Origin of the sequence: Pontibacter lucknowensis (assembly GCF_900156415.1) — a bacterium.
In the GTDB taxonomy this organism is placed as follows: Bacteria; Bacteroidota; Bacteroidia; order Cytophagales; family Hymenobacteraceae; genus Pontibacter; species Pontibacter lucknowensis.
In genome coordinates this window covers 1-26,136 of sequence record NZ_FTNM01000001.1, presented here as the reverse complement: position 1 = coordinate 26,136, position 26,136 = coordinate 1, and the positions used below count along the sequence as shown (strand labels likewise).

Annotated in this window: 19 protein-coding genes, 1 tRNA gene and 1 rRNA gene; 13 read left to right on the top strand and 8 right to left on the bottom strand. The window is 47.9% G+C overall.

Features of this window, described 5'->3' with window-relative positions; translation table 11 throughout:
- Positions 1 to 443 precede the first annotated feature (443 nt).
- On the top strand, positions 444 to 3,836 hold the full coding sequence (locus BW972_RS00105; RefSeq protein WP_234986252.1) for a sensor histidine kinase: 3,393 nt from the start codon (positions 444 to 446) through the stop codon (positions 3,834 to 3,836).
- Positions 3,833 to 7,315 (top strand): hypothetical protein, encoded by a 3,483-nt coding sequence (locus BW972_RS00100; protein WP_083674034.1) that lies wholly within the window; start codon positions 3,833 to 3,835, stop codon positions 7,313 to 7,315. The genes BW972_RS00105 and BW972_RS00100 overlap by 4 nt, the downstream gene beginning before the upstream one ends.
- Here the strand turns inward: BW972_RS00100 and BW972_RS00095 are convergent.
- From BW972_RS00095 to BW972_RS19775, 3 genes are read right to left on the bottom strand one after another with little or no spacing between them, the layout of a single operon-like run.
- Positions 7,312 to 8,049: a LytR/AlgR family response regulator transcription factor gene (locus BW972_RS00095; RefSeq protein ID WP_076420261.1), complete on the bottom strand. Its 738-nt coding sequence runs from the start codon at positions 8,047 to 8,049 to the stop codon at positions 7,312 to 7,314. The two genes, BW972_RS00100 and BW972_RS00095, sit on opposite strands and share 4 nt — an antisense overlap.
- Positions 8,046 to 8,360, bottom strand: coding sequence for a LytS family sensor histidine kinase (locus BW972_RS00090; RefSeq protein ID WP_076420259.1), 315 nt, complete (start codon positions 8,358 to 8,360; stop codon positions 8,046 to 8,048). The genes BW972_RS00095 and BW972_RS00090 overlap by 4 nt, the downstream gene beginning before the upstream one ends.
- A gap of 30 nt (positions 8,361 to 8,390) precedes the next feature.
- The gene (locus tag BW972_RS19775) at positions 8,391 to 8,849 is read right to left on the bottom strand and encodes a histidine kinase (RefSeq protein WP_159439828.1); all 459 of its coding nucleotides are present in this window, start codon (positions 8,847 to 8,849) and stop codon (positions 8,391 to 8,393) included.
- Between the two features lie 474 nt (positions 8,850 to 9,323).
- On the opposite strand from BW972_RS19775, the gene BW972_RS00080 reads away from it, so the two are divergent.
- A complete protein-coding gene (locus BW972_RS00080) occupies positions 9,324 to 10,442 on the top strand; it encodes a hypothetical protein (protein WP_076420254.1) in 1,119 nt (372 codons plus the stop codon).
- Between the two features lie 141 nt (positions 10,443 to 10,583).
- Positions 10,584 to 11,699 carry a hypothetical protein gene (locus BW972_RS00075; protein WP_076420252.1) on the top strand — a complete coding sequence of 372 codons (1,116 nt, stop codon included), beginning with the start codon at positions 10,584 to 10,586 and terminating at the stop codon, positions 11,697 to 11,699.
- Positions 11,700 to 11,794: 95 nt separating this feature from the next.
- Here BW972_RS00075 and rfaD read toward each other — a convergent pair whose 3' ends face one another.
- Entirely contained in the window at positions 11,795 to 12,760 is a 966-nt protein-coding gene (gene rfaD, locus BW972_RS00070; RefSeq protein WP_076420250.1) for an ADP-glyceromanno-heptose 6-epimerase, read from the bottom strand.
- A 109-nt stretch (positions 12,761 to 12,869) separates the two neighbouring features.
- Here rfaD and BW972_RS00065 point away from each other — a divergent pair, with 109 nt between their 5' ends.
- The 4 genes from BW972_RS00065 to lpxB all read left to right on the top strand — a co-directional run bounded on the left by BW972_RS00065 (position 12,870) and on the right by lpxB (position 16,389).
- Positions 12,870 to 13,766, top strand: a complete 897-nt coding sequence (locus BW972_RS00065; RefSeq protein ID WP_076420248.1) for an ABC transporter substrate-binding protein — start codon at positions 12,870 to 12,872, stop codon at positions 13,764 to 13,766.
- Positions 13,763 to 14,770 carry a FecCD family ABC transporter permease gene (locus BW972_RS00060; protein WP_076420245.1) on the top strand — a complete coding sequence of 336 codons (1,008 nt, stop codon included), beginning with the start codon at positions 13,763 to 13,765 and terminating at the stop codon, positions 14,768 to 14,770. The genes BW972_RS00065 and BW972_RS00060 overlap by 4 nt, the downstream gene beginning before the upstream one ends.
- On the top strand, positions 14,771 to 15,187 hold the full coding sequence (locus tag BW972_RS00055) for a 6-pyruvoyl trahydropterin synthase family protein (RefSeq protein ID WP_007659404.1): 417 nt from the start codon (positions 14,771 to 14,773) through the stop codon (positions 15,185 to 15,187).
- Positions 15,188 to 15,270: 83 nt separating this feature from the next.
- A complete protein-coding gene (lpxB, locus tag BW972_RS00050; RefSeq protein WP_007659406.1) occupies positions 15,271 to 16,389 on the top strand; it encodes a lipid-A-disaccharide synthase in 1,119 nt (372 codons plus the stop codon).
- Between the two features lie 89 nt (positions 16,390 to 16,478).
- On the opposite strand, the gene clpX is transcribed toward lpxB, so the two are convergent.
- From clpX to BW972_RS00030, 4 genes are all read right to left on the bottom strand, one after another.
- Positions 16,479 to 17,702: an ATP-dependent Clp protease ATP-binding subunit ClpX gene (gene clpX, locus BW972_RS00045; protein WP_007659408.1), complete on the bottom strand. Its 1,224-nt coding sequence runs from the start codon at positions 17,700 to 17,702 to the stop codon at positions 16,479 to 16,481.
- A 351-nt stretch (positions 17,703 to 18,053) separates the two neighbouring features.
- Positions 18,054 to 18,752 carry a ClpP family protease gene (locus BW972_RS00040; protein WP_299991818.1) on the bottom strand — a complete coding sequence of 233 codons (699 nt, stop codon included), beginning with the start codon at positions 18,750 to 18,752 and terminating at the stop codon, positions 18,054 to 18,056.
- Positions 18,753 to 18,843: 91 nt separating this feature from the next.
- Positions 18,844 to 20,163 carry a trigger factor gene (gene tig, locus BW972_RS00035; RefSeq protein ID WP_007659417.1) on the bottom strand — a complete coding sequence of 440 codons (1,320 nt, stop codon included), beginning with the start codon at positions 20,161 to 20,163 and terminating at the stop codon, positions 18,844 to 18,846.
- Positions 20,164 to 20,239: 76 nt separating this feature from the next.
- A tRNA-Leu gene (locus tag BW972_RS00030) sits at positions 20,240 to 20,321 on the bottom strand.
- 297 nt (positions 20,322 to 20,618) lie between these two features.
- Here BW972_RS00030 and BW972_RS00025 point away from each other — a divergent pair.
- The 5 genes from BW972_RS00025 to BW972_RS00005 all read left to right on the top strand — a co-directional run.
- Positions 20,619 to 22,814, top strand: coding sequence for a RelA/SpoT family protein (locus tag BW972_RS00025; protein ID WP_076420243.1), 2,196 nt, complete (start codon positions 20,619 to 20,621; stop codon positions 22,812 to 22,814).
- 35 nt (positions 22,815 to 22,849) lie between these two features.
- Entirely contained in the window at positions 22,850 to 23,350 is a 501-nt protein-coding gene (locus BW972_RS00020) for a Fur family transcriptional regulator (RefSeq protein ID WP_007659421.1), read from the top strand.
- On the top strand, positions 23,322 to 23,672 hold the full coding sequence (locus BW972_RS00015; protein ID WP_007659423.1) for an STAS domain-containing protein: 351 nt from the start codon (positions 23,322 to 23,324) through the stop codon (positions 23,670 to 23,672). The genes BW972_RS00020 and BW972_RS00015 overlap by 29 nt, the downstream gene beginning before the upstream one ends.
- Before the next feature lie 7 nt (positions 23,673 to 23,679).
- Positions 23,680 to 24,963, top strand: a complete 1,284-nt coding sequence (locus BW972_RS00010; protein ID WP_076420240.1) for an adenylosuccinate synthase — start codon at positions 23,680 to 23,682, stop codon at positions 24,961 to 24,963.
- A gap of 1,085 nt (positions 24,964 to 26,048) precedes the next feature.
- Positions 26,049 to 26,136: ribosomal RNA gene (locus BW972_RS00005) — 16S ribosomal RNA — on the top strand; the annotation flags it as partial.

Here is a 26,136-nt window from a genome sequence, read left to right as displayed (position 1 = left end):
TTTTGGTCTGGATTACACACTTCTTCCGGAATTAAACTTGCTTTGAGGCTGTTAGTTACATTTTAGCTGCCTAAAGGTCATGCTCTTATAACACGAAATGCTTAAATTCGTGAGTAATTCATGCTGCTTTGAACCGTAATTTTGCGCCAATACTCTTATTTGCTCTTGCTGTGCTGTGCTTTATGGCGACAGCTTTTTTGCATTATAAGGTACCGGCTTCCTGGCTCCAAGCCGATAGAGAGCAGGCGCAGCAACGTATAACACAGCGGGTTCAGGCCCTTTTAATGGATGCTCACCAAGAGTCTGTGCAGCTTGGTGAACAGCTGCAAACAGGCCGAATAAGCTTCTCAAAACTTCTATCCAAGACACACTACCCTACTTTTGTCTACAAGAATGGTCGTTTGCTGTTCTGGTCTGACCATACTGTTATACCAGACCTTGACATGCCCCCAACAGTTCGCCATACATCCACTATTCGTAATAGTTATGGCACCTTTGTGGTTATGCCCCACCGGGTAGATGATTATGACATCTTCACTTACATTCCGCTTCAGATAGACTATGGTATAACAAATGATTACTTGTCGTCGGGCTTGCAGAAAAGTATTTTTGGGAAAGCAGACGTTCGGCTTGTGCTTGATAACCCGGGGCAGTTGCCACAGGTAAAGACCAGTGAAGGTGAATTCCTGTTTGCACTCGATCATGGGTCTGATCGGATCGATTCTGGATTTGATGACCTTCAACTTATTCTGCTCACCTTAGGGGCTGTTCTTTTTGTTTGGTTCAGCATTTCGTTAAGTAAAATCTTCCTGGAACGTCAGCGCTATACCCAAGGTATAGTGCTTTTACTAATCCTGCTGGTTGGATTCAGGCTAGCGCTCCTGTTGCTCAATCTGCCTTTTCTGATAGTAGAAACCGAGCTATTTGATCCGCGACTTTATGCTGCGTCATTTTGGTCCCCTTCGGTAGGTGATCTGGCACTGAATGTACTACTACTTGTTACGGTCGCCTGGACTGCTTATTACTTGTTTCACAAAAATGAAGTATTAAACACCGTTAAAGCGTATTCGGCTGACAAGAGCAAAGTAATACTTGGGGCTTCTATGGCGGGGTTTTTTGTGTTGCTAGCTATTTTATTCCGCTTTTACTATGGCATATACCACAACTCTCCGCTAGCACTCGACATTAACCAATCTCTAGCGCTGGAACGGTATAAATTGGTAATGTACAGCCTGATGTTCCTGCACACGGTGGCACTGAGCCTGTTTGGCTATATGTTGGCTTCTGTAGCCAATGTGCTGTTGCGCAAGTCAGATGGTTGGTGGTCCTATAAGATTCTGCTGGGAGTTACCGCTATACTTACCTTGCTGGCTCTGGTATTGGATATGCGCTGGCTGCCCGTGCTCCTGATAGGCTTCGTTTTCTGGATTGTGATTCTGTTGGCGGCACAGCACCGGCAGGCAATCAGTTTACCATACCGCACCTATCTGTTTTTCTTTCTCATCATCGCAGTAAGTAGTTTGACAGGTGCAGCATCGCTTTACACACACTTCCAGAGCGAGCTGCTAGCCTACAAGCAAAAGTTCGCTTTTGACCTGATGCAGGGCAATGATGTGCTGGCTGAGTATCTGCTGGAAGAAGACGTAGCGGTGCGGGTATCTGAAGACGCTCTCATACAATCCAAGATGAAGGGGCCTTATGTTGATGCCTACTTCATTAAGCGCAAGATATCCCGCCAGTTTCTTCCGGACTATTTCGATAAGTATGAAGCGAATATCCTATTATTTGATAGTCAGGGGCGCACACTCGAAAGTGCTGATACCACAGCTGCTACATTGGAGGAGCTAAGGCAAAAATATGCTGTACCACAGAACAGAACTGAGTATGATAATCTATACCTGGTTAATGATCCTGCCCGTCCGCATACCCGCTTTTACCTAAAGTTGATTGAAGTGCCCCTGGGTACACAGCTGTACGGAACGATTGTGCTGCAATTGAGCCTCAAAGAGCTTCTTCCAAATAGCCTGGTGCCTGAGCTGTTAGCAGGGCAACAGCACCAGCAGCCTTTCAGAGCCGATATCCTGAGTTATGGAATTTATGAAAAGGGCAGGCTGACATACAGCGAAGGTGAATTTGATTATGCCACCAACTTCGATAGGAGCGAATTGGAACGAAGTGAGCTGTACCGGCAGGGAGCAACTGAGGAGGGCTTTCACCACTTAGGTGTTAAAACCGATTACGGCCCGACCGTGATTATCACGACAAGTAAGTATGGAGCCCGTGAAGTACTCTCCAATTTTTCTTTTCTGTTCCTGTACTTTACCGGCTGCCTCATTGTGTTGGCGGTGCTTTACATACTCCTGAACCGGGAGCGACTGCGTGATTTTCAGCCTAACTTCAGTACCAAGATTCAGCTTTTCCTGAACTTCGGTATCCTGCTGCCCCTCATGCTGGTGAGTATCGTAACGGCTAGCCTGGTGACAGGCTCTTACAAGAAAGACCTGCTTTCGTCTTACGAGAAAAAAGGCGAGGCTATACAGGACCATCTTAGCAGACCGACTACGCTGGAAGTGCTGCCCGACCGCAATCGCTTGCTGCGCCGTGTAGCCTCTATTGCAGCTTTGTCAGAGGCTGATGTGAGTCTTTATGATCGTAACGGACGCCTGTTGGTAACAAGTCAGCCGCTAATTTTTGAGTCAGGGCTGCTATCCAAACTAGTCAACCCACATGCTTTTGCGGCTATATCGGAGCGACAGGCTTTGCGTGTTCTCCTCGATGAGCAGGCTGGTAACCTAAGCTTCAATGCGCTATACCTGCCGCTCCGTCCTGACAATGATCCGGAGAAGTTGATTGGCTTTATAGGTATTCCTTTCTTTGACTCAGAGCGACAGCTGGACCTGAAGCTGATCGAGCTGATTACGACAACGATGAACATTTTCACTGTCATGTTCATCGTGTTTATCATCCTGACCTTCTTTGCTTCCAGAGCCCTGACGGTGCCGCTTCGTATGCTGGCCGAGAAGTTGAAACATACCTCCCTGACCGGCAAAAACGAAATGCTGGCCTATGAAGGGGCTGATGAGATCGGGATGCTGGTGAATGAGTACAACCGCATGCTGCTGACACTGGAGCAGAACAAAGTAGAACTGGCGATGCGCGAGAAAGAAGCGGCCTGGCGGGAAATGGCCCGGCAAGTGGCGCACGAGATCAAAAATCCGCTCACACCGATGAAGCTTTCGCTGCAGTACCTCCAGAAGGCCATTGCAGAGAAGAACCCGAACACGGAGCAGATGATCAATAAGATCTCGCATACCCTGATCACGCAGATCAACATTCTCAGCGATATCGCCACTTCGTTTTCTAACTTCACTTCCATGCCCGAGCCGAAAGCTGAGTTGATGGACCTGGGGGCTGCCCTGCACAAAGCCGCCGACCTGCACACGAATCCGGCATCTGTGAGAACAAAGCTGCGTACGCCTGAAGAGCCGGTGATGGTGATGGCCGACGAGGCACTGATGGTACGTACATTCAACAATTTGCTGCTGAACGCTATACAAGCAGTGCCAGCCGACCGGAAGCCTGTGATCAAAATAGACCTGAAGGTGGATGGGAATAACATGGCGCTGGTGTCTATAGCTGATAACGGCAGCGGTATACCTGCCGAGATTCGGCACAAAGTATTTATACCTAACTTCAGTACTAAGTACACGGGCTCAGGTATAGGCCTGGCTGTTGCCAAAAAAGGAATTGAAAACGCAGGTGGTCGCATTTGGTTTGTGACAGAAGAGGGAGAGGGGACGACGTTTTACATTTCTTTACCGCTGGCCACCGCATGATTCGAAGCTTGATCACCGGCATCCTGCTGTTGCTGTTGAACCTGCCTGCGCTGGCCCAGGCTCCTGTGAACAACCGGCACTGCAAGTGGCTATACCTCACCGATTATCCCCAACAACTCGATACCCTGACAATTGATGTTAGCTCCATTACGTTCGTAGGCCCCCGAAAAGACCAGTTCAAATTTGACTATAACTACTATACCCACGAGTTTAAACTGACCGAGTTTCCGGCGCCTGTTTACCAGATCATGGATACGCTTGGAACGGTGGTGCCTATACCTGACTCGGTGTTGGTATGCTATAGAACCTTGCCACTGAGTCTAGCCAAGCCTGCTTATCGCCGCGACATCATGAAGCTGGACCGGAGTCCGTCGCCACGGGAATTCTACAAAGAGGACTTTGCCCAACGGGAAGAAATCTTCAAGACGCCCGGCCTGAACAAAACAGGCAGTATTTCACGAGGGATCTCTTTTGGTAACACACAGAACGTATTTGTCAATTCTGCGCTGAACCTGCAACTTGATGGTAAGCTGACTGATGACATCAGCATCACAGCCGCTATTACGGATCAGAATATTCCGTTTCAGCCGGAGGGGAATACGCAGCAGTTGAATGAGTTTGACCGAGTGTATATCACGCTCAAGCATAAGCAATGGCAGCTGTCAGCAGGGGATGTGGTGCTCCGTAGTAAGCCGTCTTACTTCATGCAGTTTTACAAAAACGTGCAGGGCGGTGCATTCGAGACTACTTTTGGCAAATCACCGGATAAACTGGGTACTACCACTGTAGCCGCCTCTGTGTCGAAAGGCAAGTTTGCTTCACAGGCTGTGGAGGCATTGGAAGGCGTGCAGGGGCCCTACAGGTTGCGCGGTCCCAATAACGAGCGTTTCATCATTGTACTGGCTAACTCGGAGCGTGTATTTCTGGACGGCCGCCTGCTGACCCGTGGTTTCGACTTCGATTATGTGATCGACTACAACCAGGCTGAGATTACCTTCACAACACGCCACGTCATTACCAAAAACTCCCGTATACGGGTAGACTTTGAGTATTCTGACCTCAATTATAGCCGCAGCATCTACCACGCCAGTCACTACCAGCAACTGGGCAAAGTGCAGGTATACGCCAACTACTACAACGAATCCGATAACCCAAACAACCTGCTGCACCTCGATCTGCAGGATGACGAGAAACGCCTGCTCGCAGGTATAGGCGATAGCCTGAATATGGCCGTTACTTCAGGTGCGACACAGGTGCCTTTTGATCCGGCACAGGTGCTCTACGCTCAGCGAGATACATTGATAGACGGTATACCTGAGCAAGTATATGTGTTCTCCAGCAATCCGGATTCGGCAATATACAATGTGCGGTTTTCGGAAGTGGGGGCGAACCGAGGCAATTACGTGGCAGCTAACAATGCAGTGAATGGCAGGGTATACCGATGGGTAGCACCGGTCAATGGTGTGCCGCAGGGCAACTATGCACCTGTGCGTATTCTACCCACGCCTCGTAAGAAACAGCTGATCACACTGGGTGGTAACTACGAACTGGAGAAAGGCGTGAACTTCTTCCTGGAAGGTGCCGCTTCGCAGAATGACCTCAACCGCTTCTCCCGTCTCGATGCCATGGATGATAATGGGGCGGCCATGCGGGTGGGTTATGCGATACAGGATCGACAGCTTTCTTTCCTGGGCAAATACCGTCTCAACAGTACGCTCAACTACGAGTACACCGATGTGAATTTTGAACCCATCGACCGCTACCGCCCCATTGAATTCGACCGCGACTGGAGTCTGGACAATCCGAATCAGAAAGCCGAAGACCATATCTTTAACTTCTCAGTAGGAGCAGTGCAGGACCCGCAGAACTTGGTGAACTACCGCATCAGCCGTCGCTACCGTCACCAGCAGGTAGACGGTACGCAGCACCAACTGGACCTGAACCGTGAGTTTGGCAAGCTGGAGCTGCGTAATAGTTTCTTTATGCTGCACAGCGACCAAGCCACCCGGGAATCAGAGTGGTATAGGGGCGATGTAGGGGCCAGGTATAGGCTCGGTAAAGTTGAGCCTGGCTATATGTACCGCTTCGATAAGAACAAACTTACCGCTATCGGCAGCGACTCTGTAACGGGCTCCGCCATGTACTTTGATGAGCATGTGCTTTTTGTGGAGAGTCCTGATACCGCCAAAACCCGCTTCCGGGTAGATTATAGCTACCGCACCGACCTCCGCCCAACGGCAATAGGGGAGATGGGAGCGCCTGAGGTAGGGCAGACCTACAATGCCATGCTCCAACGCAGGTATGGTCGCGACAGTGATATTGCCCTGCAGGCTACTTACCGTAACCTGAAGCTTGAACACGGGCAGGATGAGGAAACCGTACAGTCGCGCATAGACTGGAACACCTCTTTTCTGGATGGCAGCTTCCGTTCTGAAATGAGTTACTCGGTGGGTACAGGCCGTGAACTGAAGCGTATCTTCGTGTTCCGGGAAACCATGCCGGGGCAGGGCACACACTACCTTCGTGAAGGCGGCAACCCCAACGACCTCAACGATTACCTGGAAGCACAGACAGTGGACCAGCGCCGTTTCATCAAAGTCTTCCTGCCGACGGATGAGTATATAAACGCCTATACCAACCGTTTCACTTATCGCCTGAACAGCAACGTACCACGCAGTTGGCGCAGCGCCGAAGGCTTCAAAGGGTTTATGGCTAAGTTCTCAGCCCTCAGCTTTGTAAGCATCGACAAGAAGACGACGGATGATGAGGTGATGAACCGTTTTAATCCGTTCAGCGAAGATTTCGAAGATGAGTTCCTGATCTCATTGGTGAAGTCGCTTCGCAATACGCTCTATTTCAATCGGAGCAACCCAAAGTACGGCTTGGAATACACGGTGCAGCAGAATCAGCAGAAATCGCTGCTGGCAAACGGTACCGAAACCCGTAGTGTGGGTAATCACCAATTGATTGCCCGTCTGAACCTGAATGAAGTGCTGAGCTCCAAGATCAGCCTGGCTCAGAACGTGCGTGACAACCGCTCTAACTTTCTTAACTCGAAAAACTTCAGTATCGTGTCGCAGGAGCTTACGCCGGAGCTGGCTTACCAACCTAACGCGAAGCTACGCTTCACAGGCACCTATCAACTGGCTCTACGTGAAGATAAGCTCTCACCAGCCGATGCAGAGCAGCAGGCCACTTTCCATGAACTGGGCTTGGAAACAAAGTTGAGTCAGGTGAGCAAGCGTACCGTTTCAGGACTTGTTCGTTGGGTGAATATTGAGTTTGATGGCGATATGAATTCCTATGTGGGATACGAAATACTCAACGCGCTGCGTCCCGGCAATAACCTGACCTGGTCTTTCAACGTGCAGCAGCGCCTGAGTAATGGGCTCAACATTTCGCTTAACTACGATGGGCGTAAGGCCAACAGTGTGGGTGCTGTGCATACCGGTCGTACACAGGTATCGGTATTGTTTTAATTCACCCGCTTGCTTTTCAGTAGTTTTGCATTGATCATGTCCAGCAAAGCTGTCCTGTAACTTGATCCCATCGGCACCACATTGCCAGTACTCAGCACGATCTGGTTGCCTTCTACAGTCTTGACTTTGGGCAGGTGCACAATGAAGGATTTGTGTACCCGGGCAAAATCGGTAGCGGGCAGGTGCTCCTCTACTTCTTTCATGCTCAGGTAGGTAGTCAGCTTTTCAGTGGCAGTCTGGATACGCACGTAGTTTTGCATCGCTTCTACATAGCTTATCTCCTCGAAGTTCACCCGCACAAACTTGCCCTTCACATCCGTTTTGATAAAGAAATAACCATCATTCTGCTCTACAGCAGGTATAGCTTGCCTTGGCTGCAGACTCTCCTTTACTTTGGTTATACCCTTTAGGAAACGCTCGTAGGAGATGGGCTTCAGTAGAAAATCAACAGCATTCTTCTCGAAAGCCTGGTAGGCATAGTCCGGGTAGGCAGTTGTGAAGACCACGGTAGTGCGGCTGTTGATGAGCCCGGCCAGGTCGACGCCCGAAAGCTGTGGCATGTCTACATCCAGAAATGTGATATCAGCTGTCAGCTGCCCTGAAGCAATTGCATCGAGGGCTTGCAATGGGTTTTCTTCGGCCCCGATCAGTAGCAGGCCAGGTGTGTTCTGTATATACCTGGACAGTACCTCTAGCGCATGGCGCTCATCATCTACTACATAGCATGTGATCATGTTAGCTTTATTTTAAGGTGCACGGCGTGTCGTTGCTCGTCTTCGTCTATGGTGAGGGTATAGTCCTGTTCATCGTAAAATTCACTGAGGCGGGTTTTAGCATTCTGTATACCGATGCCATACCCGCGACCACCATGGTGCTTGCGCTTTTTGTTGGAGGTACTGAAGTGAAGCGTGTCCTGTTGATTCGCGACTGAAATGCAGGCAGTTTGTGTCGGGTCGGTGAGGTCACCATGCTTAAAGGTGTTCTCTACAAAAGTGAGTAGGAGCAGCGGCGGAATTTTGCCCTGTAGCCTGCCGCTGCACTTCATTTGTAAATGGAGTGGATAGCTAAAGCGAAGCTAGTTAAGGGCTATGTACTTTTCGATGTGCTCCACTTCATGTTGCAGGTCGGTTTTTCCGTCATCGTGTACCCGCTGCAAGACATAATGCATTACTTCTGACAGCAGCAATACACCTTCTGAAGCCTTTGGTGAAACATCCTGTACTGAGTTGTAGATAAAGTTAAGCGTGTTGAAGAGCAGGTGCGGACTGATCTGTGCCTGTAGCAGGGCATTCTGAGAGCGTACCAACCCTTTTTCGAGCTCGGCTTTTTCACGCTCAGCCTGCAAGCGCTCCAATTCCATCTGATTGATATGTTTCTGGTTCTTGATGGTCTGGCGTAAAAACCAGTAAGCTGTGCTGAAACTCAGGAAATAAAAGCAACGCCATGTAGCACGAAGATACCATATCTTGTCAGGATTAAATTGCCTGGGAGTATCTCGAAATGGATTGACCAGCTTTTCTATGCCAAATTGCATGAGGAGATAGGCACCTATAATGGCAGGGACTAAAGCCAGCAGTAGCAGTAACTTGTTATAGTTAAGCGTATTGTGCAATACAACGTGTGCAAAAAAGTAAAAGAGGCCAATATTGAGAGTATACCAAATCATCCACTCCCACAGAGCAGTAATGTTAGGGTTAATGAGGGTGACAAGCGATACTTCATAGAAAATGAAGACAGCCCAGCCCAGAACATGGTATAAAAAGTGGCGGTATTTTATGCTTTTAAGCATCCCTAAAACAACGCATTACTTTGTTAACACGCAACACCATTCATCTACAGCAAAAGTCTGTTCGTGTAATATTCTTTCCTCTTTATATAGTTATTTCTATCTTTAGTATAGGTTGGTTGATAAAGAATAGTGTAGGCTTGCCAGGTATAACCTGTGAGCCTACCTATACTTCCTCTGACCTTCAGCAATTACTATCACGAAGTATACCCTCTACTACCAATGAAACAGCTTATACCCAATAAGTACCTCTTGCCTTTACTCTGCCTGTCCTTACTGTTCTCTTCCTGTAAAAAAGAGCTCGATGAAATTGAGATAGATCCCGTTGTTGCCTGGGAAGCACACAATAAGTTCTTGTACAACCAGCGGTTTATTGTAAACCTGTATGCTGCTGAGGCTGAAGACAGACTGCAGGTTTTAGGAATGTACTTATTCTCTAAGATATCCCATGCCAGGAAAGGGGCAAAGGTGAGTAACTATGTGCACCCTTTCAGAGACCTGTCACACTACAATTACCCTATGAACTCCAATATATTTACAGGAGCTGAAGATGGCAGTTTGTATTTCAGATCAGTGAGCGATCCGGTGACTAGCGGAGCAAACCTTAGAATATATGCAAAGGAAATTGACCCTAGTTTTCTTGAGTTTGAACTAGTAATGTCTAACGCACTGGAAAGCATGGCTATCTCAGAGAACAATGTTGCTCTGGTGCCATACAGGTATGCGAATGAGAAAACCGGAAGATCTGGGCTGCGGTATTTTCTGGTAAAACTAGGGGTCGACAAATCCAATCAGAGTTTTAGTAAGATCGTGTTGGAAGAGGTTAAAATACTTACACCCGCGCAAGAAGGTGGCTTTGTCCGGTATATGCGTTCACACCAGAATAACTTTTATGTTGCCACCGACTGGGGATTCTATAAGATTTCGGAAGAAGGTGAAATTGATTTCCAGATGCCGGACCAGGTAGCTTATGCGACATTTGAGCACAAAGGCGAACTCTATACTTTGGCCAGGCACGGAAGACAACAGACACACGCCTTGTTCCGGGCTGTGTCCGGGCAATCCTGGTCTTTGGATGCACACGCAGGAAATGCAGCGGAGTGGTTCAACTATATTGCAATTAGCGATGATGTAATACTGGCCTTTCGCCATAGCCAGATATTTGAGGTGGAGGTAGGTATAGATAAGCTGCAGTTAAGAGAACTTGACAATACCGGGCTTGTAGGCCACACGATCACTTCTATCGCTAAAGTGAAGAACAAAGTATATATTGGCACCCAATCTGGCCTCTTCAGCAAAGCGACAGAACATTTGCTGACTTATAAGGAAGTGGAGAACTAACATTTATATCTTAAACCCAAGTGAATCGATAGAGCCCATGTAGACGGGGAGGGTTCTTAGATATTTAACTCCACGATCGCATTATTTTATCCGAGTCTCTGAAACAGATTATTAGTTATAGCGACAATACTTTTTACTTCTATGAAGCATCTTATAGCAAGCAGGTATTTGATGCCCTTGCTTTGTTTAACCTTATTGCTTTTTTCCTGCAAAAAAGATATTGAAGAGATCGAGGCAGATCCTGTGGTTGCTTGGAAGGTGCATGATCAGTTTCTGCATTACAATCGGTACATCGCTAACCTCTATAGTGCGACTGACAAACTTCAGGTACTGGGGATGGACTTCTTATCAACCATTTCGATGGAAGGGGGCCGTGAGAAAGTAATACATTACCCGCATTATTTCAAAAATGTGTCGCACCACAAGCACCCAATAAGCTCCAGGATTTTTGGCGGTACAGATGGAAATTACCTGCATCTCAGAAGCGTAAATAATCCTTTGCATAGCGGGACATACCTTGCCTTAGATGTAGCCAAACTTGATCCGCAGTTTAGGGGGTTTAGTCTGGCGGCGATGAAGTTGAACGAAAGCTTTGCCATTTCAGAGAATCATGTAGCATTGGTTCCTTATACCCACCTCAATGAAGATACTGGAAGACACGGCCTGCGGTATCTTTTAGTGAAATTAGCAGTTGAGACGAATCATTTCGGTGATGACAGAATTGTGCTTGAAAAGACGCTCGTTCTGACGCCAGCCGAAGTAGGAGGAAAAGTGCTGCATATGCGATCGCACGGCAACAACTTTTATGTGGGAACGGATTGGGGCTTCTATAAAATCACAGAAGACGGTGAGATTAATTATCAAATGCCAAAAGAAGTAGGGGTCACCTCTTTTGAGCATAAGGGCAATATCTATAGCATAGTTAGTAATTGGGAAAAGCAAACAGTTAGTTTAATGCGATCTATATCTGAACAGACTTGGTCATTGGATGCGCAGCTAACTGATGCACCGGGCAGGCTTTCATACTATGCCATCAGCGATGACATCTTGTTAGCCAGTTACTACAGCCAGATCTTCACAATTGAGTTAGGAATAGACAAACTGCTTATAAGAGAGCTAGATAATACCGGTCTGGAAGGCCACCTTATCACATCTATCGCTAAAGTAGGTAGCAAAGTATACATCGGCACACAGTCTGGTTTGTTCAGTAAAGAAGCAGAACATTTGCTGACTTATAAAGAGGAAGAGAAGAAATAACAGCTAGAATCAGGCTAAAAGCAAGGCCCCGCCTATGAAACCATAAGTGGGGCCTTGCTATACCTGTTAGGTCGTAAATTACTCAGTAAGCAGTATTAGTAATACTTTCCCTCCATCAGGTAGTTCTGCACATAATCCTTCACACCTTCTTCTAAAGTATAGAACTCTCGATCATAGCCAATAGAGCGGAGCTTGCTCATATTAGCTTCTGTAAAATACTGATAGTTGTCGCGTAAGTTCTCCGGCGTGTCCATAAAGTCGATGTTAGGCTCTATGCCCATGGCATCGAATGTGTTGAGGGCTAGTGCCATAAAAGTGCGGGCCTTACCGGAGCCGAGGTTGTAGATGCCCGAGTTTTTGCGGTGCTGCATCAAAAACATGCATACCTCCACTACATCCTTTACATACACGAAGTCGCGCATCTGCTCACCATCGGCAAAGTCTGGGTGGTGGGAGCGGAAAAGCTTCATGCTGCCTTTTTCCTTGATCTGGTTATAGGCATGAAAAATAACGGATGCCATCTTTCCTTTGTGGTACTCATTCGGGCCGTACACGTTGAAGAACTTCAGGCCTGCCCAGAAGAAAGGCTTTGCCGTCTGCTCGAGTGCCCACTTATCGAAGTCATTCTTGGAGTCGCCGTAGGGGTTAAGCGGCTGCAGCAATGGGATAGTCGCTTCTTCATCGTCGTAGCCAAGCGTACCTGAGCCGTAGGTAGCCGCTGACGAAGCGTATACCAGCGGAATCTGGTACTCGCAGCAGGCGTTCCATACCTGCTTAGAGTAGTTCAGGTTGAGTAGGTCAAATACATCTTTGTTAAACTCGGTGGTATCGGTGCGGGCACCCAGATGGAAGATAAACTCAACTTCTTCGTAGTTATCATCCAGCCATTCAAAGAAACCGTCGCGGTCTACATACTCTTTTATCTTTTTCCCTTTCAGGTTTCCTTCTTTTTTGGCGACAGAAAAATTGTCTACCACCACGATATCATTAAAGTTAGCTGCATTGAGCCTGCTCACAAGGCAACTCGCAATAAAGCCGGCAGCACCAGTTACAACGATCATAATTCAGTTTTATAGGCTGTAAAGTAATATTGCGTTAAATTTACGAAAATAAACGGAGCCGAAGCGCACGTCGCCTTGTCACTCCATTAATCAGAAACCAATCTATACCTTGCATCCATACCTGAACAAGTTTTTGGCAGTGTGCCTGCTGATTTTTTGCTGTGCCTGCAGCTCCGGAAAAGAAGAACAGGCGGGGGAGGAGCTGGTGCTGCAGGACGACCTGGGACGTGAGATAAAATTAGAGAGACAGCCGGAACGCGTGATGGCCTTTGCTTCCTCCATGACGGAGATGCTCTTTGCCGTTTGCGATACCGCCTCTATAGTCGGACGCACACCCCAGTGTGACTACCCGTCGGAGGTATACAGCAAGCCCGTGGTGAACAATTACCCGGTTGATCTGGAGCAGGTGATGGCCCTGAAACCCGACCTGATCTTTACAGTGGAAGGTATAACCCCGCTGGATGTGGCCGCCCGATTGGAAGAGCTAGGTATACCTATTTATTATCAGAAATACCGCAGTGTGGAGGATATCCTGAAAGGTATAGAGGACATCGGCCGCATCATGGGCCGAGAGCAGCAGGCAAACCATCTGGCAGATTCGCTGCGACAGCAGGTGCGGGAGATCGAGCGCAGGTATAGCGGACAGGCGCAGCTGCAGCGGGTGCTAACCATTACCTGGAGCGACCCGATCTACGTGTATGGGCAAAACACCATCCTGACTGACCAGTTGCGTATACTGGGAGCCCTGAATGCTGTACAGGAGGTTTTCGACCAGCCTTATCCGGCACTCACCCGCGAGTATATTCTTAAACTGAACCCGGATGTGCTGTTGGGCGGAAGTATAGAGCGGCTGGAGCGGGAGTTTTTCAGCCTATACCCGGAGCTGCGCAAAATTGCCGCCTACCAGAACAAACGTATCTACCAGCCTACTGGCAACCTGATCGAGCGGCCAAGCCCACGGGTAGTAGAGTCGATACGTGAACTTGAAAGCTTCCTATACCCATGAGAAGCGCCTTATACTTTGCTGGAGCTTTTCTATTGATCTTGGTAGCGTTGGTGCTCGGGCTGCAGGTCGGTACTTTCGAGGTGGATCTGGCTACAATCTGGCAGGCTGTTTTTCACTACGACCCGGATAATACCACCCATTTTGCCATCGCACACCTGCGCCTGCCCAGGCTGCTATTGGCCTTAGTCGTAGGTGCTTCGCTGGCTTTCTGCGGTTACCTGATGCAAGCCATGGTCAACAACGGGCTGGCTGATCCATACCTGTTGGGCACTGCCTCTGGCGCGTCGTTGGGTGCTGTGATTGTGTTCTTCGGTTTTATTGAAGTGTCTATCGGAGGTTTTTACATGCCGCCGGTGTTCGCACTTGTGGGAGCTTTTGTGGTAACGCTGGTGGTGGTGGTGCTCGGTTACCGGAAGCGGCAGCTTATACCTGCGCAACTGCTATTGGCAGGTATAGCCATCAGCTCGTTAGTGACAGCTATAGTAGGTCTACTCACTTTTCTGTCTGATTCAGAAGGAAAACTTAAGTCTGTGATATTCTGGTCAATGGGCAGTTTTGAGCGGGCAAGCTGGTCGCTGCTGCCATACCCGGCTACAGCTTTGTTAGTGGCGCTTTTGCTCTTTGCTTTCCTGCAGAAGCAGCTCAACATCCTATTGCTCGGTGCCGACCGGGCACAGGCTTTGGGGGTGAACGTGGCGCAAACCCGTTGGGCGATTTTGGCTACTGTTTCTATCGTAACAGGCTTCGCGGTGGCTACCTCCGGACCTATCGGCTTTGTGGGACTGATCATTCCGCACGTAACCCGCGGACTGATGGGGGCAACTGGCAGGAGCAACCTGCTTTTCTGTGCTTTTGTGGGTGGTTTGTTCATGCTGCTCTGCGATCTTTTGTCCCGTATTTTATATCCGCCAGCTGGCCTGCCAATTGGAATCATTACATCGTTCTTTGGTGTTCCTTTCTTCGTATATTTGCTGTCCCAAAAGAATTATAAGTTTAGCAGTTAAATGATTTACGTAAGCAGATTAGAGCATTTCAATGCAGCCCACAAGCTGCACAACCCGAACTGGTCGTTGGCGAAGAATAAGGAGGTTTTCGGGCCATGTGCGAATACCAATTGGCATGGGCACAATTATGAGCTGATCGTGACCGTAAAAGGAAAGCCGGATCCTGACACCGGCTTTGTGATTGACCTCAAAAAGCTGAGCACGCTTATCCGCAAGCACATCATCGAGAAGGTAGACCATAAAAACCTCAACCTGGATGTGGCTTTCATGGAAGACAAGCTGGCCAGCACAGAGAACCTGGTAGTAGAGTTCTGGAAAATTCTGGAACCTAAAATCGCCGAAATTTCCCAAGCCAGGCTACATAGCCTCAAATTATATGAAACTCCACGCAACTACGTGGAGTATTTTGGCGAATAAGCAATCATAGCCTTTTGGCTATACCTGTTCCGTTGCTTTCTTCGTTTCTGCCACATCAGGCAGCCCAAACGCATACACATTAGATGAAATATTACATTATAGCCGGCGAACGCTCAGGCGATCTGCATGCTTCTAACCTCATCAAACAGCTCCGGAAACAAGATCCCGAGGCTGACATAAGAGGGTGGGGAGGCGATATGATGCAGGAAGCCGGCATGCACCTGGTGAAGCATTACCAGGAAATGGCCTTTATGGGCTTTGCGGAGGCTGCCGCCAATTTTTTTAAGATATTGGGCTTCCTGCGCGAGTGCAAAGAGGATATCACAGCCTTTAAACCGGATGTGATCATCCTAGTGGATTATGCCGGCTTCAACATGCGGATCGCCAAGTTTGCAAAAGAGCACGGCCTCAAAGTTTTCTATTACATCTCTCCCAAGATCTGGGCCTGGAACCAGGGCCGGGTGCACAAGATCAAGCGCCTCGTAGACCGCATGTTCGTGATCATGCCCTTTGAGGAGGAGTTCTATGGTCGCTTTGATTACAAAGTAGACTACATCGGCAATCCGGTCGCAGACTCAGTGAACGATCACGTCGTGGCGCCTGATTTCAGAGTGCGAAACCATATCCAGAACAACAAGCCTATCATTGCATTGCTGCCGGGTTCTCGTAAGCAGGAGATTGAAAATATGCTGGAGGTCATGTTGAGTGTGCTCCCTTCGTTCCGCGATTATCAGTTTATCGTGGCTGGTGTATCGAACTTCTCGAAAGAGTATTACGAGCAGTACAACAAGGATCCGAATATCAAGATCGTATACGACCAGACCTACGACTTGCTAGCGCATGCTAAAGCTGCCCTGGTAACCTCAGGTACAGCCACACTCGAAACGGCCTTGTTTGATGTGCCGCAGGTCGTGTGTTACAAAACCAGCGCCATCTCTTATGCCATTGGCAAACGTGTAATCAAGGTTCCTTACATTTCGCTCGTTAACCTGATTGCCGATAAGCCAATTGTAACGGAGCTGATTCAGGAAGACTTTACGGCCAAGAAGATCGTAGCCGAGCTTAAGAGTATCCTGTTTGATAAGTATGCTATGCAGAAGCAGAAAGAAGGCTATGCGCTTGTGAAGAAAAGAATAGGGGAGTACCGTACAGCTGAGCGTGCCGCAGAGCTGATGGTGGGATACATGAAGGAGAATGTATAAACTACAATTTCACACAAAGGTGTGCTATACCTAAAAGAGAAGGCCTCAGCTGTATGCAGCTGAGGCCTTCTCTTTTATCTTGCTATACCTTAGGCAACACGTAGCTGCTTCAGAGGTGATTTATCAAACTTGTCGCGGGCATATTCGCCGGTGATCACCAGTTCTTTAGCACCTTCTTCAGACGGTAGCTCAAACATGGCGTCTGTCATAATACCTTCGCAAATAGAACGCAAGCCTCGGGCGCCAAGCTTGTACTCGGCAGCTTTTTCTACAATGTAATCCAACGCATCGTCATCAAAGCTGAGGCTGATGTTTTCCATCTCAAACAGACGCTTGTACTGCTTCACGATAGAGTTCTTCGGCTCCAGCAGGATCAGACGAAGCGTATCCTTATCTAGTGGGTTCAGGTGCGTCAGCACTGGCAGACGACCGATCAGCTCAGGTATAAGTCCGAAGTTCTTCAGATCCTGGGCAGTCAGGTAACGGAGGAAGTTCTCCTTCTCTTCTGATTCATCCTGCTTCGACTTAGAGAAGCCAATCGGACGCGTATTGAGGCGGTTCTTGATCAGGCGGTCTATACCTACAAAAGCACCACCGCAAATGAACAGAATGTTCTCGGTGTTCACCGTGATCATCTTCTGCTCCGGGTGCTTACGGCCACCCTGTGGCGGTACGTTCACTACCGTGCCTTCGAGCAGTTTCAGCAATGCCTGCTGCACACCTTCGCCACTCACGTCGCGGGTAATAGAAGGGTTATCGCTCTTGCGGGCAATTTTATCGATCTCGTCAATGTATACAATACCGCGCTCAGCTGCTTCTACGTTATAGTCGGCAGCCTGCAGCAGGCGTGTCAGGATGCTCTCTACGTCTTCACCTACATAGCCAGCCTCTGTCAGTACAGTTGCATCAGCTATACAGAAAGGCACCTGCAGAATACCAGCCATCATACGGGCCAGGTAGGTCTTGCCTGTACCGGTTTCACCTACCATAATGATGTTAGACTTCTCGATCACGACATCATCGTCGTTGGTACGCTGCATCAAACGCTTGTAATGGTTGTACACCGCTACTGACATTACCTTCTTCGCCTCATCCTGGCCAACCACAAACTGATCAAGGTACTCCTTCATCTGTTTCGGCTTCATCAGGTTGAACTTAGGCGTGCGGCTGTTGGCGCGTATCTTATTCTCCTCGTTCAGGATTTGCTGTGCCTGCCCGATACAACGGTCGCAAATGTGCGCGTTGATACCGGATATCATCACAGATACGTCTTTTTTGTTCTTGCCACAAAATGAGCAGGTAATTTCAGCCATAAAAAAGTTTGTTCAGAAGATTTTTTGGCCCTCGCGGGTGTAATTCAAAAGCAAAGGTACAAAATTGAAACCTTACTAAGGTAGTATTTTAATCTCTAAAATGTTGATATGGTTATAAAAAGTAACCATAAATTAAAAAATTGCTATTACTGTATCTTGGTTTAAAGTGCTGTTTTACAGTTGTTTAAAGACTTAAGCTGTCCACAAACCCATGTTGATAAATTTTTGAGCAGAGTTTGACCTGCAGGAACATGTATGATTACGGTACAATTCTTTCTTGCTAAATAAAACAGCAAAGCCCATACCTGGGTACAGGATGGGCTTTGCTGTCAAATGTTGTTTTGAGGATACTTACTCTTTCTTGCGGTGCAATACCTCGTCAATCAGACCGTATTCTTTCGCTTCCTCTGCTTTCATCCAATAATCACGATCGGAGTTGTCGTATACCTCCTGGTATGACTTGCCGGAGTGCTCAGCCAGAATTTCGTATAGCTCCTTTTTCAGCTTCAGGATCTCACGCGCTGTGATCTCGATATCTGAAGCCTGGCCCTGCGCACCGCCCATTGGCTGGTGAATCATAATGCGGGAGTGCGGTAGGGCAGAGCGCTTGTTCTTGGCCCCACCTGCCAGCAGTACGGCACCCATCGAGGCAGCCAGGCCTGTACAGATCGTCGCTACATCAGGGTTTACATACTGCATGGTGTCATAGATGCCAAGGCCGGCGTATACGGACCCACCCGGGCTGTTGATATAAAGCAGGATATCCTTCTTCGCGTCAGCCGACTCGAGGAACAGCAACTGGGCTGTAATGATGTTGGCAATGAAGTCATCCACCTGTGTACCCAGGAAAATGATACGGTCCATGATCAGGCGCGAGAACACGTCGATCTCACGGAAGTTCGTGGGACGTTCCTCAATGACAGAACGCGTCATGCTCTCGATGGTATGCATCGCTCTGCCTTCTACATGGCTAATATATTGATCTACGCCCAGGCCGCTCATGCCCTGGCCCTTTACGGCAAATTTCCGGAACTCGTCTTTGTTAAACATCATCTTGTTTAGATTTACGGTTTGGTCAAAAATAAAAAAGTCCTTTAAATAATAAAGGACTTTTTAAGTTAAATATTATAAATCGTTCTTATTACGACAGGTTTTTGAAGTCCTCTGTAGAGATTGTCTTCTCTACAACAGTCATCGTCTCTTTTAGTTTAGCGAGCACCTTCTCGGCCAGCAGTTGCTCGTACTCATTAATGTAGTTACGGCCATTGTCCTGCTGCAGATACTGGTTAGCATAGTTATTCATGCTCTCTACCAGTTCCTCTGGAACTTCTGGCATATTGAACTGGGCCAACATCTTCTCTTTCGTGCTGTTCACCACCTCTTCGTTGGTTACTTTCAGCTCGTTCTCCTCTACCACCTTGTTCTTGATCATGGACCACTTCAGCTCCTTCAGATACTTATCGAAGTTCTCCTCAATCTGCTCCGTCGTCAGGCGACCTTCGTTAGTCACTTGCAGCCAACGCTTGAAGAACTCGTTTGGAAGTTCTACCTCTACGTTGTCAACCAAAGTATCAATAATATTGCGGTACAGCAGGTTGTCAGCTTCACGGTCGTAGTTCTCCTTGATCGTTTCGCGGATCTTAGCGTCGAACTCTTCTTCCGTCTTCACTTCGTCCTTACCGAACAGTTTGTCAAACAGCTCCTGGTTCAATTCAGCAGCCTCAGTGCGGTTGATTTTCTCTACAGTGAATTCGAATTCACCGTTCAGGTCAGCTACCACATCTTTGCTCATGCCAGTTACATGGGCCAGCGCGCTGTTGTCGTCACCAAATGCCTTGCGGATATCGAAGCGGATCACGTCACCGGCTTTAACACCCATGAACTGATCTTTACCTTCTACTACACGGTTTGTAGGGATAAGCGTCTTAGACTCAAATTCGCCTTCTACTTGCTTCAGGTCACCGTAGATAAAGTCACCCTCTTCAGAAGTCTCCGGGTTGGTGGTCTTGCCAAATTGGCGTTTCAGGTTTTCGTAAGCCTCATCTACCGTTGTCTGGTCCAGCTCTACAGTGTAACCCTCTACGCTTTTATCAAGCGGAAGGTTGAAGTCTGGCAGCAGGCCAACAGCATACGTGAATTCGAACTCTTTCTGGTTATCCCAGTCAATGTTTTCCTGGCTTGGCTCCGGAAGTGGCTCGCCCAGCAGTTTTACATCGTTATCCTTGATATACTTAGAGATCTCCTCCTGAAGAAGTTTGTTGATAGACTCAACCAGTATGCTCTTGCCATACATCTTCTTGATAAGGCCGGCAGGCACTTTACCAGGTCTGAAGCCTTTGATCTGGGCTTTCTTGCTGAATTCTTTTACTTGCTGCTCAACCTGTGGAGCATAGTCTGCCTCTTCAAGGACTACCTTCAGTTGCGCGTTAGTGCCGTCGGTTTGATTTAATGTAATATTCAAGGCTTACAAAAATTTATTGATGATACATCTAGTAAAAACAAACCCCCAACATGGGCTGTTGAGGGTTTCGTTTGTGTGCGGATGGAGGGACTCGAACCCCCATGCCTCGCAGCGCTAGATCCTAAGTCTAGTGCGTCTACCAATTTCGCCACATCCGCATGTGTGCTTGTTTGTAATGATGGTGCAAATTTACGAACGCTAATTTTAAATGCAAGAGGCCGGCTTAAAAAAAGCGAATATTTTTTCTTCTTTTTCTCAGCCAGTACAGCGTGTAAGCGCTTAGTGGTTCAGCATCAGTAAATTGCACGATTCGCATGGCGCAGTGTGTATGAAAGCGGATATTCATGTATATTTGAAACTTAAAACGCCACTGCCTCACTTATACTTATAAACAGTAGCATAAGTATGGCGGCAAGCCCAACTGGCTTGCACACCCAATACTTTCTAGCTTTAGCATGAACATGATCGATCCAGAAGCAGAACGCAAAGAGATCCTTAGACACTACCGCAGATTACTTCGGCACGCCAAGCCTTTCCTGAAGGACAACGACGCCAAGATCATCAAGAAGGCATTCAATACATCCGTTGAGGCGCACAAAGACATGCGCCGTAAATCCGGTGAACCTTACATTCTGCATCCATTGGCTGTGGCACAGATTGCGGTCGAGGAAATCGGGCTCGGTACTACTTCTATTGTGGCGGCTCTGCTGCACGATGTAGTAGAGGATACCGATATGGAGGTAGAGGAAGTTGAGCGTGAGTTTGGGACCAGCGTGGCTCGGATCATCGAAGGTCTGACCAAAATATCCGGTGTTTTCGACTATGGCACCTCGCAGCAAGCCGAAAACTTCCGGAAGATGCTGCTCACATTGTCGGATGACGTACGGGTGATCCTGATCAAGCTGGCCGACCGCTTGCACAACATGCGTACGCTCGACAGCATGCCGCGTCATAAGCAGCTCAAGATCGCTTCAGAAACCATGTACCTGTATGCGCCCCTGGCACACCGCCTGGGACTTTATGCCATCAAGTCTGAACTGGAAGACCTATACCTGAAGTATACCGATACTGAAACCTATAAGGACATTTCAACCAAGATACGACAGACCCGCAGTGCCCGGGGTAAGTTTATCAAGGATTTCATTGCGCCTATAGAGGAAGAGCTGCGCCGGCATGGGTTTAAATTTAACATCAAGGGCAGGCCTAAGTCGATCTACTCTATATTAAAGAAGATCAAAAAGCAGAACATCACCTTTGAGGAGATTTACGACCTGTTTGCCATCCGCATCACGCTGGATGTACCGCTGGAACATGAGAAGGCAGCCTGCTGGCAGGTATACTCAATTATAACAGACTTCTATCAGCCCAACCCCGATCGTCTGCGTGACTGGGTGAACACCCCAAAGGCTAACGGTTACGAGTCGCTGCACACTACTGTTATGAGTAAGTCCGGGCAGTGGGTGGAGGTGCAGATACGCACCAAGCGTATGGACGAGATTGCCGAGCGTGGTTATGCGGCACACTGGAAGTATAAGAGCGATGGCAGCGGGGGCGAATCAGGCCTGGAACTGTGGATAAACAAAGTGCGGGACATGCTGGAGAACAACACGGCCAACGCACTGGAATTTATGGACGAGTTCCGCAAAAACCTTTTTGTAGAGGAGGTGTTTGTCTTTACGCCCAAAGGGGAACTGCTTATACTGCCAGACCGGGCTACCGCACTCGACTTCGCATTTGAAATACATTCTCAGATCGGCCTGCACTGCCTTGGAGCGAAAGTAAACCAGAAACTGGTGCCGCTCAGCTTCAGGCTGCGCAACGGTGACCAGGTAGAGATCCTAACCTCACAGAAGCAAAAGCCGAATGAAGAGTGGCTGGACTATGTGGTAACGTCCAAAGCCCGATCGCGCATCAAGGAGTACCTGCGTGAAGAGCGTAAAAACAAGTCAGAGCAGGGCAAGATGATGCTGGAGCGTCGCCTTGCCTACCTGAAGGTGCCCGAAACGCAAGGCAACCTGAACAAATTGCTGGCTTTCTTTAACATTCCATCGGTACAGGATCTGCATTACCGCATTGCGACAGGACATATAGATATTAAGAATATCAAAGAGGTTATCTTTACAGCACAGGCAGAACGGGGAGCCTCTATGCTCGAACCCAAGTCTTTTGACCGGGAGGTGCAGAAGATACGGGGTGTTACGTCCGATATGCTTGTGATTGGGGAGAACACTTCCAACATGAATTATAAGGTGGCAGCATGCTGTAACCCTATACCTGGCGACGAGGTGTTTGGCTTTGAGTCAGAAGAAGACGGTATCGAGATCCACCGCACCAACTGTAAGAAAGGCATAGAGCTGATGTCTAACTACGGCAACCGTATTATCAAAGCCAAATGGACCGATCAGAAAGAGCTGGCCTTCTTGGCAGGTATACGGATTAAGGGTACAGACCGCGTGGGCCTGGTCAATGACCTGACCCGTATCATCTCGAACAGTCTTCGGGTAAACATGCGCTCGATCACAATCGATTCGCATGATGGAATCTTTGAGGGGAATATTATGGTTTTTGTAAATGACACCGGCCACCTGGACAAACTGATTCAGCGCATGGGTAAGGTAACAGGTGTGCTAACGGTCGAGCGATTCGACTGAGCCACTACACCTATTATATATAAGAGAGAAAAATCATGGCAGTAGACCAGCAGAATAGAATAGAAGAAGTAAAGAAAATTTTTACGGCATACCTGGAGAGCAAGGGGCTTCGCAAAACACCGGAGCGCTATGCCATCCTGGAAGAGATTTACTCCCGCTCAGGGCACTTTGATGTGGAATCACTCTACATCAGCATGAAAAATAAGAACTACCGTGTAAGCCGGGCCACCGTGTATAACACCCTCGACCTATTAGTAGAGAATGACCTGGTAAGCAAGCACCAGTTTGGCCGCAACCTGGCACAGTACGAAAAATCGTACGGCTACCGACAGCACGACCACGTAATCTGCACCGAGTGTCACAAAGTGGTGGAGTTTTGCGATCCTCGCATCCATAATATACAGACCATGGTGGGGGACCTTCTAAATTTTCATATCTTGCACCATTCCCTTAATCTTTATGGGGTATGCGGCGATTGCCGCGCCAAAAAAGCAACTGAACAACAGCATGAAGTATCAGACAGAACTAAAGGATGATGTCCTGTTCATCAGACTGGAAGGTGACCTCGTGGCAGGGCCTGACACCCAGAGGCTGATGGCCGTTGCTGAGGAGCAAGTGGAAAATAAAGTATTGTTGTGCGCTGTAGACCTCTCCAATGTTCGTTTCATGGACAGTAGCGGGATGGGGGTGCTGGTTTCACTTCTTACAAAGTTTCGCAATAGAGGGGGAGAGCTTGTTTTGATCAAGCCGTCCGACCACATTCGCAAACTTTTGATCGTTACGAAGCTCAATGCCATTTTTACCATCGCAGAAAATGATAACTTCGCAGCGCAATTCTTAAAGGAATCAATTTACTAACTCATAAATGGCAGTTGACATACTTATAGGTCTGCAGTGGGGCGACGAAGGCAAAGGCAAAATCGTCGACGTACTGGCTCCTACCTATGACATTGTGGCCCGTTTCCAGGGAGGCCCTAATGCTGGACACACACTCGAATTCGAAGGCACCAAGCACGTGCTTCACCAGATCCCTTCTGGTATTTTTCACTCGCATATTCAGAATATCATTGGCAATGGTGTTGTGCTGGATCCGATCGTTTTCCGCACCGAAATGCAGAAACTACAGGACCGCGGCGTAGATGCAGCCCAGAATCTGTTCATTTCTAAAAAAGCGTCGCTCATCCTGCCATCACATAAAGTGCTTGACAGAGTTTCGGAAGAAGCACTTGGTTCAGGTAAGATCGGTTCTACACTAAAAGGTATAGGACCTACTTACCAGGATAAGATTGGCAGAGTAGGTTTACGCATAGGCGATATACTGGCTGAGGATTTTCAGGATCGTTATAACAAGCTGGTGGATCGTCACCGTAAGACAGTGGAGTTCTATGGACAGACCTTAGAACTTGGAGAGCAGGAGCAGGCATTCTTTGAAGCAGTTGACTATCTCCGTACACTTAAGCTGGTTGATAGTGAGTACATGATTAACGAAGCCTTGAAAAACGGCAAGCGTGTACTGGCAGAAGGAGCTCAGGGTTCACTGCTGGATGTTGACTTTGGCACATATCCATTTGTTACATCATCTACTACCTTGGTGGCTGGCGCCTGTACAGGACTAGGTGTAGCCCCACGATATATAGGAGAGGTATACGGTATCTTTAAAGCATACTGCACCCGGGTAGGTAGTGGACCATTCCCTACAGAGTTGCTGGATGAAGTAGGTGATCAAATCAGAAAAGCAGGGAATGAATTTGGTTCTACAACCGGACGTCCGCGTCGCTGCGGTTGGGTAGATTTGCCAAGTTTGAAGTATTCAATCATGCTGAATGGGGTTACCCAACTGAACATGATGAAAGCTGATGTGCTGACAGAGTTCGATACCATAAAGGTGTGTACGCATTATAAATTGGCATCAGGAGAGATAACCGACCAATTACCACACTCACTGGATACCGAAAGCATAGAGCCGATCTATGAAGAACTGCCAGGCTGGAAAGTAGACCTGAATCAAATTGATACAGTGGAAGCACTTCCAGAAGCATTCAACAATTATATGACTTTCCTGGAGAAGCACTTGGAAGTACCTATCACAATCGCATCAGTGGGGCCAGATAGAAAGAGCACTCTGAGAAGAGAAAAGACCAGCGTATAATATAGCAGACAAGTATAAAACGAGAGAAGGCTTCATTCTAAATAGAATGAAGCCTTCTCTCGTTTTAGGGTAATAAAAAAGCATAGAGATATGGAAAACTGCAAATGGATAAAATCAAATATCTGATATAGAAGTCAGCAAAAGAAAGATTAATAAAAACTGAATAGTCAAGGAACTTGTGAAGCATTGATATATGTTAATCAAAAGCCGCTAGTTGAAAAGCTAGGAAAGAGTGAGGATTACCAAGGGCAAATGCACACGTAGCACCATCACTTGATAGGTATAAAAGAGCATTCACGGGTTGAGTACAAAAACCCGAAAGTTTTTTTGAAATTATTCGCCGTGCGCCTCAGGCACTTAGGCGGAACCTGCGGGGGAGAGGGCACAAAGGTAGATCTGCCCCCTTGCGGATTCGGAAACTATTGCGACCTTTGCACTCCCAACACGGTACAACGGGTCGGGAAAGAGGGCAGCCGGCAGGGCGGCCACCGGTGTCAAAGTTGAGAGGCGACGCACTGGAAATAAAGACTGAAAAAAAACTTTGCCTTGGGGCTTGCAGGTTGAAAAGATCTGCTTACCTTTGCAGCCCGCTTCGAAATGAAACGGATTCCGGAAGGCTCCTAACAGGGGCCGCAGGAAAAAGGAAAAAAAGTTTTGCCAGGTTATTGCGGATTTAAAAAATCTTCTTACCTTTGCAACCCGCTCCGAGGCGAAGGGTTCGAAAGCCGGAAAAAAAAGAGTGCTGATCGGTTAAACGAACCGAAAAGAAGAGAAAAAAAAGATTGAGATTTTGCTTGGGATTCGGAAAGTTTTTCCGACCTTTGCACACCGAAAAACAACAACAGGTTGTTACGGAAACACAAGCAACACACGCTTTAAACAGTAAAGCGTCTAACGGAAGAAAAAGTCTTCCGAAAAGTTCTTTGAGAGATTGTTGAGACAGAAAAAGAAAAACAAGATAGGTACATCCGCGCGGGCGAATCTTCGGATTCCCACCGCGTCAATTCGAGAGAATTATTAAAGGAAAGGGCCGCGGGTCGAACGGACACATTGGCTGCCTTGGGCAGTCTGAAAAGTAAAACACTACAATGGAGAGTTTGATCCTGGCTCAGGATGAACGCTAGCGGCAGGCCTAATACATGCAAGTCGAACGGATCTGATTCCTTCGGGAAT